18 protein-coding genes and 1 tRNA gene are annotated in these 15,282 nt (G+C 56.1%); 8 read left to right on the forward strand and 11 right to left on the reverse strand.

Annotated elements, in window-relative coordinates; translation table 11 throughout:
• Window positions 1–83 precede the first annotated feature (83 nt).
• The 3 genes from HQL76_17065 (at window position 84) to HQL76_17075 (ending at window position 2,468) form a co-directional block, all read left to right on the forward strand.
• Window positions 84–1,109: an AAA family ATPase gene (locus HQL76_17065; GenBank protein MBF0110880.1), complete on the forward strand. Its 1,026-nt coding sequence runs from the start codon at window positions 84–86 to the stop codon at window positions 1,107–1,109.
• A 1-nt stretch (window position 1,110) separates the two neighbouring features.
• Window positions 1,111–1,623 carry a hypothetical protein gene (locus tag HQL76_17070; protein MBF0110881.1) on the forward strand — a complete coding sequence of 171 codons (513 nt, stop codon included), beginning with the start codon at window positions 1,111–1,113 and terminating at the stop codon, window positions 1,621–1,623.
• A gap of 86 nt (window positions 1,624–1,709) precedes the next feature.
• Complete coding sequence (locus HQL76_17075) at window positions 1,710–2,468, forward strand: hypothetical protein (protein ID MBF0110882.1); 759 nt, start codon at window positions 1,710–1,712, stop codon at window positions 2,466–2,468.
• A 496-nt stretch (window positions 2,469–2,964) separates the two neighbouring features.
• Here HQL76_17075 and HQL76_17080 read toward each other — a convergent pair whose 3' ends face one another.
• Window positions 2,965–3,387: a DUF4065 domain-containing protein gene (locus HQL76_17080; protein MBF0110883.1), complete on the reverse strand. Its 423-nt coding sequence runs from the start codon at window positions 3,385–3,387 to the stop codon at window positions 2,965–2,967.
• A gap of 680 nt (window positions 3,388–4,067) precedes the next feature.
• Window positions 4,068–4,142: transfer RNA gene (locus HQL76_17085), tRNA-Val, on the reverse strand.
• A 166-nt stretch (window positions 4,143–4,308) separates the two neighbouring features.
• Between HQL76_17085 and HQL76_17090 the strand changes: the two genes are divergently transcribed.
• Both HQL76_17090 and HQL76_17095 read left to right on the forward strand, forming a co-directional pair.
• Window positions 4,309–5,157 carry a uracil-DNA glycosylase gene (locus tag HQL76_17090; protein ID MBF0110884.1) on the forward strand — a complete coding sequence of 283 codons (849 nt, stop codon included), beginning with the start codon at window positions 4,309–4,311 and terminating at the stop codon, window positions 5,155–5,157.
• A 105-nt stretch (window positions 5,158–5,262) separates the two neighbouring features.
• A complete protein-coding gene (locus HQL76_17095) occupies window positions 5,263–5,595 on the forward strand; it encodes a cytochrome c (GenBank protein ID MBF0110885.1) in 333 nt (110 codons plus the stop codon).
• 6 nt (window positions 5,596–5,601) lie between these two features.
• Here HQL76_17095 and HQL76_17100 read toward each other — a convergent pair whose 3' ends face one another.
• From HQL76_17100 to HQL76_17110, 3 genes are all read right to left on the reverse strand, one after another.
• A complete protein-coding gene (locus HQL76_17100; protein MBF0110886.1) occupies window positions 5,602–5,820 on the reverse strand; it encodes a hypothetical protein in 219 nt (72 codons plus the stop codon).
• 4 nt (window positions 5,821–5,824) lie between these two features.
• A complete protein-coding gene (locus HQL76_17105) occupies window positions 5,825–6,106 on the reverse strand; it encodes a hypothetical protein (GenBank protein ID MBF0110887.1) in 282 nt (93 codons plus the stop codon).
• 165 nt (window positions 6,107–6,271) lie between these two features.
• The gene (locus HQL76_17110) at window positions 6,272–6,676 is read right to left on the reverse strand and encodes a hypothetical protein (protein MBF0110888.1); all 405 of its coding nucleotides are present in this window, start codon (window positions 6,674–6,676) and stop codon (window positions 6,272–6,274) included.
• A gap of 139 nt (window positions 6,677–6,815) precedes the next feature.
• Between HQL76_17110 and HQL76_17115 the strand changes: the two genes are divergently transcribed.
• On the forward strand, window positions 6,816–7,967 hold the full coding sequence (locus HQL76_17115; GenBank protein MBF0110889.1) for an aminotransferase class V-fold PLP-dependent enzyme: 1,152 nt from the start codon (window positions 6,816–6,818) through the stop codon (window positions 7,965–7,967).
• On the opposite strand, the gene HQL76_17120 is transcribed toward HQL76_17115, so the two are convergent.
• On the reverse strand, window positions 7,936–8,949 hold the full coding sequence (locus tag HQL76_17120; protein MBF0110890.1) for an RluA family pseudouridine synthase: 1,014 nt from the start codon (window positions 8,947–8,949) through the stop codon (window positions 7,936–7,938). The two genes, HQL76_17115 and HQL76_17120, sit on opposite strands and share 32 nt — an antisense overlap.
• A 29-nt stretch (window positions 8,950–8,978) precedes the next feature.
• On the opposite strand from HQL76_17120, the gene HQL76_17125 reads away from it, so the two are divergent.
• Window positions 8,979–9,332 (forward strand): hypothetical protein, encoded by a 354-nt coding sequence (locus tag HQL76_17125; protein MBF0110891.1) that lies wholly within the window; start codon window positions 8,979–8,981, stop codon window positions 9,330–9,332.
• Here the strand turns inward: HQL76_17125 and ubiG are convergent.
• Window positions 9,295–10,014 (reverse strand): bifunctional 2-polyprenyl-6-hydroxyphenol methylase/3-demethylubiquinol 3-O-methyltransferase UbiG, encoded by a 720-nt coding sequence (gene ubiG, locus HQL76_17130; GenBank protein ID MBF0110892.1) that lies wholly within the window; start codon window positions 10,012–10,014, stop codon window positions 9,295–9,297. The genes HQL76_17125 and ubiG overlap by 38 nt on opposite strands.
• A gap of 52 nt (window positions 10,015–10,066) precedes the next feature.
• Between ubiG and HQL76_17135 the strand changes: the two genes are divergently transcribed.
• Window positions 10,067–11,296, forward strand: a complete 1,230-nt coding sequence (locus HQL76_17135) for an N-acetylmuramoyl-L-alanine amidase (GenBank protein MBF0110893.1) — start codon at window positions 10,067–10,069, stop codon at window positions 11,294–11,296.
• 12 nt (window positions 11,297–11,308) lie between these two features.
• Here the strand turns inward: HQL76_17135 and HQL76_17140 are convergent, their stop codons facing one another.
• The 4 genes from HQL76_17140 to HQL76_17155 all read right to left on the reverse strand — a co-directional run bounded on the left by HQL76_17140 (window position 11,309) and on the right by HQL76_17155 (window position 15,084).
• Window positions 11,309–12,349, reverse strand: coding sequence for a cytochrome b/b6 domain-containing protein (locus HQL76_17140; GenBank protein ID MBF0110894.1), 1,041 nt, complete (start codon window positions 12,347–12,349; stop codon window positions 11,309–11,311).
• Window positions 12,350–12,355: 6 nt separating this feature from the next.
• Window positions 12,356–13,993, reverse strand: coding sequence for a tetrathionate reductase family octaheme c-type cytochrome (locus HQL76_17145; GenBank protein MBF0110895.1), 1,638 nt, complete (start codon window positions 13,991–13,993; stop codon window positions 12,356–12,358).
• A 161-nt stretch (window positions 13,994–14,154) separates the two neighbouring features.
• The gene (locus HQL76_17150) at window positions 14,155–14,514 is read right to left on the reverse strand and encodes a hypothetical protein (protein ID MBF0110896.1); all 360 of its coding nucleotides are present in this window, start codon (window positions 14,512–14,514) and stop codon (window positions 14,155–14,157) included.
• Window positions 14,515–14,556: 42 nt separating this feature from the next.
• On the reverse strand, window positions 14,557–15,084 hold the full coding sequence (locus HQL76_17155; protein MBF0110897.1) for an ankyrin repeat domain-containing protein: 528 nt from the start codon (window positions 15,082–15,084) through the stop codon (window positions 14,557–14,559).
• Between the last annotated feature and the right edge of the window lie 198 nt (window positions 15,085–15,282).

Here is a 15,282-nt window from a genome sequence, read left to right on the forward strand (position 1 = left end):
TCCTGTCGTAAGAACGATGGCTGCCGGGGGATCAGTCCGAAAGCCGAAAACGTTACGTAACGCTGGAGGATCACCAGCGTCGTTTGCAAAACCGGGTGTCCCAGATTTGTCATGAGACCCCGACGGACAATTTGCATTTTGCCCTGAAGTGGCCGCGCATTGACGAAGGCTGCGTCAATTATCTGGATAGCTGGCTGACCGATCATCCCGGAACAAGGTTGGTGGTTCTCGACACCTTGGCACGGATCAAACCACCAAGAGGCCGGAACGGTGACATCTATGCCGAGGACTACGCGGCGGTTTCGGCTTTCAAGGAAATTTCCGAACGTCACGGCGTGAGCATCATCCTTGTTCATCACTTGCGCAAGATGGCGTCCGACGATCCAGACGACATGTTGAGCGGGACAACCGGCCTTGCGGGTGGCGTAGACGGCACACTGATCTTGACCCGCGACGCCAGAAAACCGACCGGACCTTTGACTTTGTACCGGCGCGGACGAGACCTGATCAACGATGAACCACTTGCGCTTGACTGGAACAAGGAGACCGGGACGTGGCGCGTTCTGGATCGTGATGAGGCGGTCAGACAAGCCATTACTGAAGAGCAACAAACCATTTTGGATACGCTGCAAGAGGCGGGCTGTCCCTTGACCATCCAGGAAATATCAGACGCGACCGGCAAGAATGGTGAGGCCGTCCGCAAACTGGTAAGCCGGATGATGACGACAGGTATTCTTCTCAAAAACGGGCCACGCAACCAAACCCGATACTCTATATCCATATCCCAACCATCCCAACCATCCCTACCATCCCACCTATCCCACCTATCCCAACCAGAAGAAGAGAAGGAGAGGTTGGGATGGTTGGGACATGTGCATATAGGGATGGTGTCCCAACCTGAAAATAACGAAATCAATACTTTGAATGAGGTTGGGACGGTTGGGACGGTTGGGACATATGGGACGCCTTCTTGCGATTGTAATATAAGAGACAATGAACAGGTTGGGACGGTTGGGACGGTTGGGACAGTTGGGACAGTTGGGACGGTTGGGACAGTTGGGACAGTTGGGACGGTTATCCCTCAAAATTGCGATTACGAGGAGTTTTGACATGGACGGATTCCTCGCATTGCAAAGCCTGCGAGAAGTTGGGCTGAATTTTTCCCTGGCGGGGGACATCCTTCGGGTCACTCCTCGCGAAAAACTGACCGACGAAACCCGATCCCTGATCCGGGCGCACAAGAACGAATTGATCAACATGTTGCGCGCCGAAGCGCCCGCCGATCCCGGATCCAAACCGAGTCTTCCACCTGGTCGGATGATTTCAGAGCGAGACTCAGGTCATCAGACCGAATCTTCTTTGGCCTGTGGCGGTGAAGTTTTTGAAGAGCGGGCGGCCATCATCGAACATGAAGGCGGGATTCCAAGAGAATGGGCTGAAGAGCTTGCCCGCCTTTGTACCAGGCCCCGACCGGAAAACTTTTCTCCAGAAAGGTGGGCAAGAAGACTTGCGACAGCTGCCCTGTTCACCAAACGATGGGCGGCAAAAGCCGTCCATTATGGGTGGACCGCAGCGGAATTTTTCGGAGACACCGAGAGACCGGGACTGATCTTTGGTTTCTGAACGGAGAGGAGGTCGAAATGATAGAAGAAGTAAAATCTCATCTGAGTACTGGCCCCCGCTCCCAGGCTGGGAAAGCACGGTCCAGCATGAACGCTGTCCGCCACGGCCTGTTCAGTCGCCACCTGTTCCTGGAAGGTGAACCCCCGGAGGAGTATCACGTCATGCTGGAGGATCTCCACTCAACCCTTCGCCCGGTGGGAACTCTGGAGCAGGGGCTGGTGGAGCGGATTGCCGTAAACATGTGGCGACAACGGCGGCTGGTCCAGGCCGAAACCGCCCTGCTGGATCTGGAACGCAGGCCGCAGAAGATCGCCAAGGCCACTTCCAGGGAGTTGGAACGGGGATGGAACGAAGAGTTGAAGGAAGAGGAACTTGGCTCCTATAACGAGAATCTGGCGGGCTGGTGCCAGCGGGTGATCGATGAATTCGACGCCCGTTCCGAAATCACCCTGGACGCCCTGGCCAAGCAGTCCCCTTCCATTCACGGCCAGCTTGTGGAGGATGCCAAAAGCTCCGGCGTCTTGCCGGAGGCGTATCTGACCGCCTATGACGGCGGTCTCCAGGAGTATGTCCTTGAACTGGTGCGCTGGTGTCGGGGGGAACTGGACAAGGCCAACCAGAGGCCCCGCATCCTGGCCACGGCCCAGAAAGTGTGGGACCGGAAGGTGATTCTGCCGGACAATCATCTGGAACTGCTGGCTCGCTACCAAACCACCTTGGACAACCAACTCTACAAGGCCATGAAGGCGCTCAGAGAGACCCAGGAATGGCGTTTGAAGACGATGGAGGGGGTATCCTGCCCAAACGCAAGAAACGTCCAGGAAGAGGCGATGAACGCGGCGTGAGGAGGTTCGTTTCGCAGAATGGGAATGGGGCATTGGTGGCAAGCCGTTCCTCAATCAGGCCGACAAGAGCTTCCGCCTGGATTGCGGCCTGTTGTTCCGTCAAACCTGCATCCCGGAGTTTTCTGACGTAGGCATAGGTGTCGAACGCAATGGCATTTCCCATGATGGTTCCTCCTTGTCAGAAGACTCTATCCCACAACGTTCAGCAACGTCTACATGGAACGGGAGCGAAGGGGCAAGGACCATGATTGTGCGCACCATTGCGCACCATTGCGCACCCTATAAGGGGGCATGGCAGGCCATCCCCGGGGCGTCCCTGCCCATCATTGGCAAAAACCTGGGACATCCGTCCCTACAGACGACGGCAATCTACGTCCGACTGGACCTCAATCCAGTCCGGGCCGCTATGGTCAAAGCGACCGACGCGATGGTGGGGAAAGTTGGCACGCGAGAAGAAGATTAGGTGTGTTTTTTATAAGAAGGACAAACCTGATGGTCAGCTGCTGTAGAATTCTTCCATCGCGGAAGGTGTAATCTCTTGATTGCCGCGCTTCCGTGCAGAAAGCCCCTTCCTGGCGTCCTTCCAAGGAGATTCGGAGTGCGTCAAATCGCTCAGATATTGCGATGTCTCCTCCCCATAATAACGAATCACCTCATCAACAGATTCCTTCTGAACGTCCGAAAGAGCCTCTGGATCGCCCCCGACACTTGTGACATGAAACTTTCCCTTGTGCGCGTCGAAAAGTGCCGGACATACCGGCCCGTTGGCCCATGCCTCAATTCTTTCAGGAAAAATGACATCCCCATCCCACACCGTGGACCACGCTTGGCTGTAATAGACCAGCTTCTGCAATTTCATCGCGGTAACCGATCCCATCTTTTTCAAAATGTACTCGGCAACATCAAGGACAGTGGCCATGACATCAACTCCTGTTGATCGTCTCAACTTCCCCTCATGGTCGTTATTGCACTTAGAAAAACTGTAGGTCAATCAAAAAACATACCAACAATACGCCAAGCTACATGACGTTCAGGGTGAAATGTTTCAGCATTCAGGCAATTCTGACACCGGTAGCAGGCGATTGTCACCAGGAAATTTTCCAGAAGATTTTATTTAACACTTGGTCCTTCCCGCGACCTTCCATGCGCAATCGAATGACAGAGGTTGCACACCACCACAAGATTGAGGATGTTGTCAAATTCCCAGGACCTATCCTTGGGGGGATATTGAACATGGTGGACAGCCTGCCATGGACTGCCGCAGAATTCACACCTCCCCTGGGCACGCCTGACAGCCTCATCTCTGAACCTTCTCCAAACAGGGCTTTCGATGTATTCCTTGTATCCAAGACCGGCAACGACGCTCGCCAAAACCGGCGATGATTCTCCCAGAGTGGAACCCGATCCCACCCCTCTCCTAAGCCAGGGCCACGTTTGAAACGCGATCCTTCCTGGCCATCGGCACGCCACTGATCCCGTCAAGGCTGATGCCACATGGGACCGAAAACCAATCCGGCCCAATTTTTTCCAAGTGATTGCTATTTGATTGCTGGAACAAAAACAGCCACCTTGCGAGTGGCTGTAAGTCTTTGATTTCATTGGTGGGCGGCACAGGGATTGAACCTGTGACCCCTGCCGTGTGAAGGCAGTGCTCTCCCGCTGAGCTAGCCGCCCGGAAGATTCCGGGTGTCGGATGCCCGGAAAACTTTGAACATCCAGGTGCGACGATTCCTTGTTTCGCGGTGCATTCCGGCCTTATACATGCGGATGAGGTCTGGTGTCAACCCATCTTGACCTGTGTACCATTGTCTCGCACCGATCAAAACGATCGAGACCGATCATGAATCCAGCCGACCTCGGCGCCACCCTCGACTATTGGCGGACCGCCGGAATTCAATCCCTTTCCAGTGACCGGTTGCGCTTTCCTCCCGAACCTGCCCCGCGTCTTCCATTGGGACTTCGGCAGGAAAGCGACCCCGTCGCCGCACCCCCAGGGACCGGCAAAGGTCGTCCTCCGTTCACCTTTTCCCCCACTGCCGAACCCGACACCCCCGCCAGGTCACTTCCCGTCGCTCCGCTTCCTCCGGTCCACATGTCCCTGGTCACCGAAGCCCTGCCCCTGGAGAAAAGAACTGAAAAAATGAATCTCCTTTCCAGGTCGCTCACCGATTGCGCTCGATGTGTACTGTCCGGGATGCGAAAAAAAATGGTTTTTGGCGTCGGAAACCTGGAAGCGGACGTGGTTTTCGTCGGTGAAGGACCAGGCGCCGAGGAAGACCTTCGTGGAGAACCCTTCGTCGGCGACGCCGGAAAACTCCTCGACAAGATGATCCATTCCATTGAACTCCAAAGACACCAGGTCTATATCGCCAATGTGGTCAAATGCCGTCCGCCCGGGAACCGCAATCCTCTGCCCGCCGAAATCGATCAGTGCCAACCCTTTCTGTTCGAGCAACTCGAAACCATCCGTCCCAAGGTGATTTTTGCGCTCGGTCGCTTCGCCATTCTGTGCCTGACAGGGTTTTCCGGTCCTCTCGACAAAATTCGCGGCACAACGCCCCTGTGGCGGGGTCTTCCCGTGATCCCCAGTTATCATCCCGCCTTTTATCTCAGAAGTCCTTCACGCAAGAAGGCAGCATGGGATGACCTGATTCGATTGAAGAAAATGCTTGCCACGCACACATCCTGACCGCCAATTCCGACCGATCCCGGTTCAACCTTGTGCAACGGGCGTCCGATGACAGAAAGAAAAACATCCGTATCCGTTTTTTTGTTGCTCCTGCCTGGAGCGTTCATGACCCTTCCGGCAACGGATCCAGGGGTCCGGGCGGATGAATTTGTCGCGGCTCGCGCCTATGACCACTCCTGCTCCATGTGTCACGGCATTCATGGCAACGCGAACACACCGATCGCCTCGGGCATGACCCCGCCGCCGACCGATTTTTCCAATCCTCAAACCGCCGCGCGACTCACGCTCGAAGCCATGATTCAAACCATATCCAAGGGAAAAAAAGGAACCGCCATGCCAGGCTGGTCTGGCCGCTATTCAAGAAATGAAATCAAAGCCCTGGCGCTTCATATCGTGAACACCTTCATGAACCGGAAGGGAGAAAACCGCGCGGAATGAAAAACGTCAGCGCGGTTTCAAGATCGCTTCCGCCCGATGTATGATTTCCCAGTACAACCAGTAATAGTAACCCACACCGATGGGGTCGGGAATCTGCATATTGACGCCCGCTTCATTGACCCAGATTTCACTGGTACTGGTACGAAACCAGGTGGGACGCAAGCCAAAACGTTCCCGAAGCACATCATGAAGCTCAATTTGCGAATAATCTCGATCGACGGCCATGAGTTCAAGGCTCCATCACGGTAAAAACCCAGAGCGACTGGTCCAGGGTTCGCGGTTGCCTTGCGGCCATTTCATCCCCCGCAACCGCCCGCCCCACACGAACCTTCATGCCATGATTCAATTCGAACAGAAGTTCGATGGATCCGGGAACATCCTGCAACAGTTTTTCGACACTCTTGCCCGCCAGGAACAGGCTGGGCATGTCGTTGCTGGAAATGCAGAAACATTCATCCTGTTTCTCTTCGACCTCAATGCGAACGATTCCGAATTTTTCGGTTCTTCTCATCGACCCATACCTGCCATGTTCATACCCTGGTTGATCCAGACGGTGTCCATCATCCGATTTTATCAGGGTCTTCATGGAAGAAACGTGCCATATCGACAAGCGTGGAATGAGCGTTCATGAGTTTCCCGCGACGACACGCCAGCTTCATGCCGTTTTGGCAGAGGATCAATCCCTTCCCATCCCCATGCGCACCACCTCGACCTCGTTCCAGACACTGCGCAGGGCGGTGATGATTTCATTCACGGCCATTTCCGGATTCTGGTGCTGTTCATACGCCAACAAGGCCATCTCCACGGCCATGCCCGTCAACGGCCATTCGCCGACATCGTCAAGATACGATTTGGCCAGGGCAAAAGCCCAAAAAGGGACGTCTTCCATGCGTTCAAGCCATGCGCAACAGGGTTCGTTTTCCACGCCATGGCGGGTGACCACCGCGCATCCGGCCCCCGGGGCGGCGACATAGGTGGCAAACCATTCGGGAGGATGACGGTTGGCCAGAGCCAGCCAGAAATGGCGTTTCTCTTCCATCCGTGCATCGAACGTCATTTCCGTTTCCTGAAACTCAAACATCAATCTTTTCTCCATGGGTTCACTTGTTCATTGCCATCCGAGGGTCTGGGCGGCTACCCTGAAAACACTGTCAAGCCCGAGACGCGACGACTTCCTGGACGTGTTGACACCGAATGCGATCTTTCCAAGGATAAGCCTCATGGAATTGCCAACTTCCCGCTTCAAAGAGGAATTCCACCGCACCGATGCCGCCATCTGCCTCAATCATGCCGGCATCTCGCCCATCCCACAACGGACCGCCGCCATTATTGCCGATCTTGCCCAATTCATGACCCGGCGACAACCCTTTCGTTATTCCCACCTTGAAGAAACCCTGTACCAGTCGCGCACATCCTGTGCCCGGCTCGTTGGCTGCCGCCCCGATGAAATCGCCTTCACACGCAACACTTCCGAAGCTCTGTCGTTCGTCGCCCTGGGACTCGATTGGAGCGTGGGCGACGAAATCGTCACCACCGACCAGGAATTTCCCTCCAATCTGGTCGTCTGGTTGGACTTGGCCCGGCGCAAGGGGATCAAGGTTCACCGGGTCGCATCGCAACCGGATCGGCGGATTTCCGCGGAATCCCTCCTGGCCCATGTTCATGAGCGGACCCGACTTGTGACCGTCAGTTCGGTTCAATTCGCCACGGGGGCCGAGGTCGATCTTGAACGGATCGGTTCCGCCTTGAAAACCACCCCGACCTTGTTTGTCGTCGATGCGGTGCAAAGTCTGGGAGCGATGCCCCTCGATGTCCATGCCATGGGAATCGATGCCCTGGCCGCCGGGGGACACAAATGGATGCTCGCACCCGAGGGGTGTGGTCTTTTTTATCTGTCGGAGAAGGGGCTGGCCACCATCGAACCCCGAGTCATGGGGTGGCACTCGGTGGTCGGCGCGGGCGACTATTCCAATGTCCGCATCGAACCCCGTGAAGGCATTTTGCGCTTCGAGGCGGGCACGCATAATGTCCTGGGCGCCCGCGCCCTGGCCGAAAGCGTCGATCTTCTTCTGGAAGTGGGAATCCCCGAGGTCTGGCGGCGCATTCAAACCCTTGTTTCATTGTTTGTCCAGTCATTGCTGCACCGGGGTTATCGCATCCTCTCGCCGCTCGATGCCTACCAGGCCGGACCTTCCGGGATCATGGTTTTCGACCATCCAAACATCGACACCGCCAGGATTCATCGCCACCTTCTTTCTCATCGTATCGAACAGATCCCTCGTGGCGGTGGCATCCGTTTTGCGCCACATTTTTATCAGGACCAGGAGGATGTCCAACACGTCATCGCCGTTCTGGACCGGATGGAACCATGAAATCCTGGGAAATACAGCGCAAACTGTCGAGAAGATGGCGAAAATCTTCCGGAGGATCGGCGACGAAAAGCAACGGTTCCCCGGTCACGGGATGCCTAAATCCCAGGGTTTCCGCATGAAGCGCCTGCCGGCGAAAGTCGATGATCGTCCGACGAATGGCGTCGGGCCAATGGCGTGGTGGATCGAATCCCCGGCCATAGACCGGGTCTCCCAGCACCGGATGGCCGATGTGAGCCAGGTGAACCCGAATCTGATGGGTCCGTCCCGTTTGCAAATGACAGTGGATCAACGCACACGTTCCTGCCAGAATCTCCTGAACCCGGAAGCGGGTCACCGCGTTTCGTCCTCCCTGGGAGCGGACCGCCATTCGGGTTCTCTGGCCCGGGTGACGACCGATGGGAGCATCGATCACCCCCGAAGGATCCCGTGGAATACCGCGAAGAATCGCCAGGTAACGACGGGTGACGGAATGGGCCTCGAACTGGGCCGCAAGCCCCTGATGGACCCCATCGCTTTTGGCAACCACCAGCAGACCGCTCGTGTCCTTGTCCAGCCGATGGACGATCCCCGGACGCAAGACCCCTCCGATACCCGAAAGCGTGTCTCCGCAATGCCCCAGGACCGCATGCACCAATGTGCCCTGGTTGACCCCCGCCCCGGGATGAACCACCATGCCGGCGGGCTTGTCGATCACCAGCAGGTGGCCATCCTCGAAGCGAATGTCCAACGGGATCGCTTCAGCAACGAGGGACGAGGGTTCAGGCTCGGGACGTTCCCATGCCAGCATCTCTCCACCATGCATCCGTTGCGATGGTCCTCGTGGCGGGGCGTCGTTCACCCAGACCCGCCCGTCGTGGATCAATCTTTGAATCGCCACCCGGCTCAAGGTTTGATCCAGAATCGCCAACGCCTTGTCCAGTCGTTCTCCGGCCATCTCTTCCGGCAGGCGCTTCTGGAGTCGGTTCACGGGAAGTTCAGACATGGCACATCGACGATGAAAAGGAATCGCTCATGAACGGCATGCGTCTCCTGAAAGGGATCGTCATTCTGGGAGGGGTGTTGCTTCTGGTAGGATCCATCCTTCTGTTCATCCGGGTATCGCAACACCCTTCCCCGCGCGTCTCCTCCCAATCCGCGACGAGCGGCAAGGTGATTGCTCACACGATCACCCTGGCCAAAGGGAATCGCATCCAAAATCTTGTCGCCACGCAACAGGGATTCGCCCTTTGGGCAGGCGGAGGCGGGGAAGGAGAGGAACTCCTGTTCTTCGATGCCGGCGGTCTCCTCCGCCATCATTTTGTCATCGGTGCCCCTGTCGCGGAACCGCTCAAGGATTCCCCCGAACCGCAAATCCCAAAAAATTGACGCTGATGTCCCGATCCAAACGCCATTGCCGCGTCAACGGGGCATAGGACATCCCCACCAGATCGCGCATGCGCAGACCCGACCTTTGCAATTGAAGATCCAGTTCCGAGGGACGGATAAACTTGTCATGCCGGTGGGTGCCACGGGGCAGCCAACCCAAAACATATTCCGCCCCGACAATCGCCTTGAGCCACGATTGCCAGGTACGGTTCAGGGTCGAAAAGAACAACATTCCCCCCGGTTTCAAAATCGCAGTCGCCTCCTGGATGAATTCATGAACATCGGGAACATGCTCCAGGACCTCCAGCGCCATGATCGCATCAAACGGTTCGCGCCCTTCCTCAAGCAACTGGCTTGGAGTTTGCATTCGGTATTCGACGTTCGAACCGGTCTGACGCTGGTGGGCTCTGGCCACGCCGATGATCGTCTCGGAGCGGTCGATGGCCACGACCTTGGCGCCCCTCTGCCACAGTTCTTCCGCCAATAATCCGCCACCGCAGCCGATATCGAGAACGGACAGACCGTTCAACCCCGACGCAAACTGGTTGGCGGCGCAGCGGGCGATGTAATCCACCCGCAGTGGATTGATCTGGTGCAAGGGTTTGAATTTGCCATCGGGATCCCACCATTCATGGGCCATGGCTTCGAATTTGGCGATTTCGTCTGGATCAACGGTAGACATTGCCGACTCCGAATTGTCTTGTTTTGGTTGACACGAAGGGGCAAAGATTAACATGATTCCATCCAATCGGGTACAAGACAATCATCATCCGGAGGGACCGATCGCGGTACCCAGGAGAAATTTTCTCAAGATTCTGGCCGCATCGACAATGGCGGGTCTGACCCTGCCGACCGCGATGGCGCAGGCGTCCCTTCGCCCCAACCGGATCACCGACCTGCGCGTCTGGACCGCTCCCGATCATACACGGGTGGTATTCGATCTCAACTCGGTGGCCAAGCACAGTCTTTTCAGGTTGAGCAATCCGGAACGTCTGGTGGTCGATCTTCAGGATGTTTCGCTCGATGTTCACCCGTCGCGCATGAACCAATCCGATCCGGTCGTCGTCCGGATTCGCACCGGCAATCCGGCCCCGAATGTGGTCCGCACCGTCTTTGAACTCAACTCGGAAATCCGTCCCCGTTCGTTCATTCTCAAGGCCACGGGAGAGAAAAGTCATCGTCTGGTCCTGGATCTGTTTCGCAAGGAGTTCATCGAGACCGAACCCGCAACCGACCTGTTCAAGAAGCCCGAAAGCAATCGTGAGGCGGTGATCGTCATCGATCCCGGCCATGGCGGGGAGGACCCCGGGGCCATCGGATTCAACGGGACCATGGAAAAGGATGTCGCCTTTCAGGTAGCCCGGAAGCTTGCCCGCAACATCAATCAAATTCCGGGATTCAAAGCCCATTTGACCCGGACCGGGGATTACTATGTCTCCCTGCGCCGCCGCGTCGCCATTGCACGGGAACATTCCGCCGATCTGTTCATCAGCCTTCATGCCGATGCCTTTCGTACCGGCAATGCCCAGGGGGCCTCGGTGTACACCTTGTCCGAACAGGGCAAGCCAGCCCCCGATCGGGTGATCCGTTCGCTTGAGCAACGGGAAAACAGCGCCGACCTGATCGGCGGAGTCGATTTGAATCTGGTGGCCGATCCGGAGGTCCGGGGTATCCTCATGGACCTGTCGCAGCGCGATTCGCTCAACCGCGCCCTGGTCCTGGGGAAGAACCTGCTTCAGGAAATGGCGGGAACCTCATCGATGACGCTTCATTTCAATGAGGTGAAGCAGGCGGGGTTTGCCGTTCTCAAGGCGCCTGACATACCTTCGGTTCTGGTGGAAATGGCATTCCTGAGCAACCGCAAGGAAGAAAACATGCTGCGGCAGCAAAGCCATCAGGAATCCCTGGCACGTGCGTTGGCCAATGGCGCCCGCAAATTTGTCCAGTCGTCGCGACTGGCTTGAGATCGGCATCGATCATTTCTTTTGCAGGAAACAATGGCGTTCGAGGGCGAAGCGCATCGCCTTGGCGACAAGGCGCCGGGTCAAGAGCGGCTTGACCAGAAAATCCTGGGCCCCTTCGTGGATCCCCCGGGATTGAAGTTCCTCGTTCTCCCTGTCGGACAATAACAGAATGGGCGTGTCCGGCGCCTTGTCGCGTATGGTGCGAAAGGTTTTGATCCCATCGCTGTCGGACAGGGTTGGGTTCAACAAAATCCAGTCGAAGGTTCCATGACGGACCTGCTCCAGGGCCGATTTGATACTTGCCACATGATGCAGCATGATCTTCCGCGGCAGAAGGGAATCCCTCTGACCGGTCACCCCGCCCTCGATCCATTCCTTGACCAATGCCGCAAAATGAACATCCCCCTCGACCAGCAACAAACGATATTTGCGGTCCAGATCCAGTTCCATGTCATCGACCTCCAGATAACCGGTGATCATCGCCTTGATCAGGGCGGTCGGAGGTTTGCTGACAAAGGACATGTACAAATGAAGAATGAAGAAACACATCATGGCATAGGCCATCGCGACGTGAATCCCGGCGACCACTCCCAGCCATTCCGAAGGTATGCCCATCACCGGCCAGTCGTTGTAATAAACGAAAAGAAGACCGCTGGCCCACAAAAGCGGTGAAATGAGCACATTGAGGACAAGGTAGGCAATTCGTTGCAAAGGATTGTGCTTGAGTCCCCTTGTTTTCTTGAAGGGGTGGTTCAGGCGGGGATCGAACATCCCTTTGGAATAATAATGAATTACTTCAAGCATTTTTTCGCTGGTCGGAATGTATTGACGCCATTCCCCCGTGATCAGATGCCAGAATATGGTGAACATCCACAGCCAGATCAGACTGAAGGCCAGGAATCGATGCCACCGGGCCGCCTGTTCATAATCCAGCCAATCCAGAATGCCCGTCACATGAAATCCGGTGATGATCAGTGAAAAAATCAATCCCGCCTGGGACCAGTGCCAGAATCGTTCATAGCGGGTAAAAAACAGTTCCCGATGTCCCGTCATGCTCCCTCACTTTCTCCTTCCCAGATGGATCAGCAGGCGCATCGATGAATGGACACCAACTCCCGTCAGGGTGAGGATCACGAAAATTTTGCCAATCTGATGCAACAGGGGATTGTTTCTGCGTCCGGGCATGTAAATGCCCTCGATACCATCCATCCGTCCGCCATCGCGATGGCATTCCCTGCATTTGAGCGCTTCTTCCTTGGGGGCGATCATGTGGGTCAACGGAAAATGCATCACCGCCCGGATAAACCCGACCTGGCCGCTGAATGGAGCATCCGCTTCTTTCATCCCAGCCGCAACCGACATTCGCCAATCATAGGACACCTCAAACGCCTCCCGGTCATCGGCATCGCTCTTGATCAGATGATTGACCACCAGCGTTCTGTTGATCGGATCGAAAGGGGTCATGGCAAACATACGCTTGAATGGCCAGATGCGTGCATCCGGATCACGCGCGGACCCGAAAATACGATTGACCTGGGCAAGATCGGCAGTCTTGAGCTTCTCTTTCAGACCCATGTATTCAACCTTGCCGTTAAACCAGGCATATCGCGGCGTCAGGTTTTCCGCCCAGAGGGTCGTTCCGTGGTTGGGGGTGTGTCGGACATCGACCTCCTGGGAACTGTGGCCATGAGTCCGAAGAACTTCAGGAATGTCCGAACCGCCGATCTCATGGCCGGCGGTTCTCCAGTCCCAATGGACCATGGTCTTGACACCGCCACGGGCCATCGCCGGAATGTGGCAGGTCTGGCAGGCGACACGATCCACATGATCGTCAAGTTTGAACTGGCCGGGATGGGGTGCGTTGCCATGACAGGAGGCACAGGAGGTATGGGTATCGTCCGAACGGCCCGGTCGGTCGATTCCCAGGGAATCCTGCGCCTTGACGACATATCGGGAACCGGTGATGCGATGTCCGTCCGCATTGTGGCAGGTGATGCATGCAAAATTCAGACCATCCGCATTCATGTGGACATCCAGCGAACGGTCGGGCCACACCAGCGACGAATCCAGGTCGCCATGCTTGGCCCCGTCTCCCGATCCCCCCCGGAAATGACACGAACCACAGTTGCTCCGGCTGGGACGACCCACGCTCCGCGCCAGGGCCACATAGTCGGGCTTGCGAATGATCTTGTCCTTGAACCTTAATTCGGACCAACCATAATTATATTTTTTATAGGTTCCTGTCTGCTCGTGGCAGACCAGACAATCGACCTGATCATCCGCGACCTGATTCGTTTCGGGATCCTTCCACCCATACCCTACATGACAGGTGGTACACTCGCGCATGTTGCTCGCTACCGAGCCACAAAAGGTATTCAGGACATGATTCTTTCCATAGGTACGGCCCGTCGAGGCATCGGAAAACTCCCAGGTCCAGTGAATATTGCGGCGCACCATGGCTGCCGCCTCGGTATGGCAGCCAAGGCACGCCCGGGTCACCTCGCGTCCCGAGGAAAAGGGACCGGCAAGGGAAGGCAGAAGGTCGTGCCGCGTCGTGGACAGGGGAAGGGCAATCCTGTTTTCGCCCCATGCTTCGCCGACATGCCCAATAATCACCAGTTGCGCCATGAACAGCGATAACAGCAATCCCCAAAGGCAGGACACGGGTGAAGCGGGGCGGATCGAGGATTGGATCATGACCACACTCCTCCTTGGTTTTTTGATAACGGCGCAATATACATCATAAGTAATTATACTGCAAACAGAATACCCGACCGCGCTGCACTGGAGCGACTGGCCAAACCATCGGTTTACAGAGTCACCTCCGGAAACCGCATCATGGATTGTACTTTTATTTTCTAAAGAACGGGATGTCGCCGAATGCAATCCAAAAGCGTGGCGACCGTCTCTTCCATGTTGTTCAAGCCGTAGAATTGACGCACGGAATCCATGCGTTCCACGGTCTCCCGGCTCAGAAGAATGCGGTGAAAATCGGGATTCTCGACCTCATCCGCAATGATTTCCAATCGTTGTCGGACAGTCAGATATTTTTCCATCCACAGGCGCAAGGACATGATGGCGGCTTCGCCGGGTTGGACTGGAATGTCATTGAACTGGTCCACCACCCATTTTTCGACATTGATGCGGTATTGGTCGAGCATGAATTGGATTTTGTTGCGTGTATCGACAAAATTATGAAAAGTAATGGATCGTTCCATGGCCTGGATTCTCCAATGGATGGGCAGGGGCGCTGTCCACGGTTATTGGCAACGCCCCCCTGCTTCCTTCAGGATCATGTCAACCTCGTCGTGTCCGTTTTCCCTGGCCAACAAACGGGCGGTTGCCCCTTCGTTGTTGGTGGTGTTGATCCGGGCATTGGCGGAGAGGAGGATCGAAACTATTTCTTCATGGTTTTTCTGCGCCGCGAACATCAGGGCAGTCATCCCATCCTTGTTTTGAATGTTGACGTCCGAACCCCGTTCGACCAGCAGACGGGCCAGGCCACCGTTGCCATTCCGGGAGGCCACGATCAAGGCCGAATTACCATCCTTGTCCCGATCGTTGATCGGTGTTCCATGGTCCAGGAGCAGGCGAACCCGTGGCAACGGTCCACTGGTAACGGCGCGAATCAACGGTGGAAGCGGCACGGCATCAGAGGATTGGACCGTGACATTCTCTTTTCCGGGCGGAGACCCGGACGCATCGGAGCGCATGGCCTCCGCGTGAACCTGCAAGGAAAAAAGACAGGCCGCCAAAACGGATGAAAAAAACAGGGAACAGAGTCGCATTGTCAATTCCTCGGGTCTTCGAGTCGCGATGGATGAACACTTCCGGGATCGATCCTTATCCAACCCCACCGGCACGTTTCCGGAAGGGGGAAAACAATTCGCGTCGTGAAATTTAGGTTAAGACGGGTACAGCTTCGACCCGTTCGGGCCAGGATGCCGTCCCGGGTCGCGATGACCCGTTCATGGGCGGCAAACACT

The organism is Magnetococcales bacterium, assembly GCA_015228815.1.
Taxonomy (GTDB): domain Bacteria; phylum Pseudomonadota; class Magnetococcia; order Magnetococcales; family UBA8363; genus UBA8363.

Excerpts from the sequence above, each read along its gene's own strand:
- HQL76_17070 (MBF0110881.1), top strand. The coding sequence starts at position 1,111 with ATGGACGGATTCCTCGCATTGCAAAGCCTGCGAGAAGTTGGGCTGAAT.
- HQL76_17075 (MBF0110882.1), top strand. The coding sequence starts at position 1,710 with ATGAACGCTGTCCGCCACGGCCTGTTCAGTCGCCACCTGTTCCTGGAA.
- HQL76_17080 (MBF0110883.1), bottom strand. The coding sequence starts at position 3,387 with ATGGCCACTGTCCTTGATGTTGCCGAGTACATTTTGAAAAAGATGGGA.
- HQL76_17090 (MBF0110884.1), top strand. The coding sequence starts at position 4,309 with ATGAATCCAGCCGACCTCGGCGCCACCCTCGACTATTGGCGGACCGCC.
- HQL76_17095 (MBF0110885.1), top strand. The coding sequence starts at position 5,263 with ATGACCCTTCCGGCAACGGATCCAGGGGTCCGGGCGGATGAATTTGTC.
- HQL76_17100 (MBF0110886.1), bottom strand. The coding sequence starts at position 5,820 with ATGGCCGTCGATCGAGATTATTCGCAAATTGAGCTTCATGATGTGCTT.
- HQL76_17105 (MBF0110887.1), bottom strand. The coding sequence starts at position 6,106 with ATGAGAAGAACCGAAAAATTCGGAATCGTTCGCATTGAGGTCGAAGAG.
- HQL76_17110 (MBF0110888.1), bottom strand. The coding sequence starts at position 6,676 with ATGTTTGAGTTTCAGGAAACGGAAATGACGTTCGATGCACGGATGGAA.
- HQL76_17115 (MBF0110889.1), top strand. The coding sequence starts at position 6,816 with ATGGAATTGCCAACTTCCCGCTTCAAAGAGGAATTCCACCGCACCGAT.
- HQL76_17120 (MBF0110890.1), bottom strand. The coding sequence starts at position 8,949 with ATGTCTGAACTTCCCGTGAACCGACTCCAGAAGCGCCTGCCGGAAGAG.
- HQL76_17125 (MBF0110891.1), top strand. The coding sequence starts at position 8,979 with ATGAACGGCATGCGTCTCCTGAAAGGGATCGTCATTCTGGGAGGGGTG.
- ubiG (MBF0110892.1), bottom strand. The coding sequence starts at position 10,014 with ATGTCTACCGTTGATCCAGACGAAATCGCCAAATTCGAAGCCATGGCC.
- HQL76_17135 (MBF0110893.1), top strand. The coding sequence starts at position 10,067 with ATGATTCCATCCAATCGGGTACAAGACAATCATCATCCGGAGGGACCG.
- HQL76_17140 (MBF0110894.1), bottom strand. The coding sequence starts at position 12,349 with ATGACGGGACATCGGGAACTGTTTTTTACCCGCTATGAACGATTCTGG.
- HQL76_17145 (MBF0110895.1), bottom strand. The coding sequence starts at position 13,993 with ATGATCCAATCCTCGATCCGCCCCGCTTCACCCGTGTCCTGCCTTTGG.
- HQL76_17150 (MBF0110896.1), bottom strand. The coding sequence starts at position 14,514 with ATGGAACGATCCATTACTTTTCATAATTTTGTCGATACACGCAACAAA.
- HQL76_17155 (MBF0110897.1), bottom strand. The coding sequence starts at position 15,084 with ATGCGACTCTGTTCCCTGTTTTTTTCATCCGTTTTGGCGGCCTGTCTT.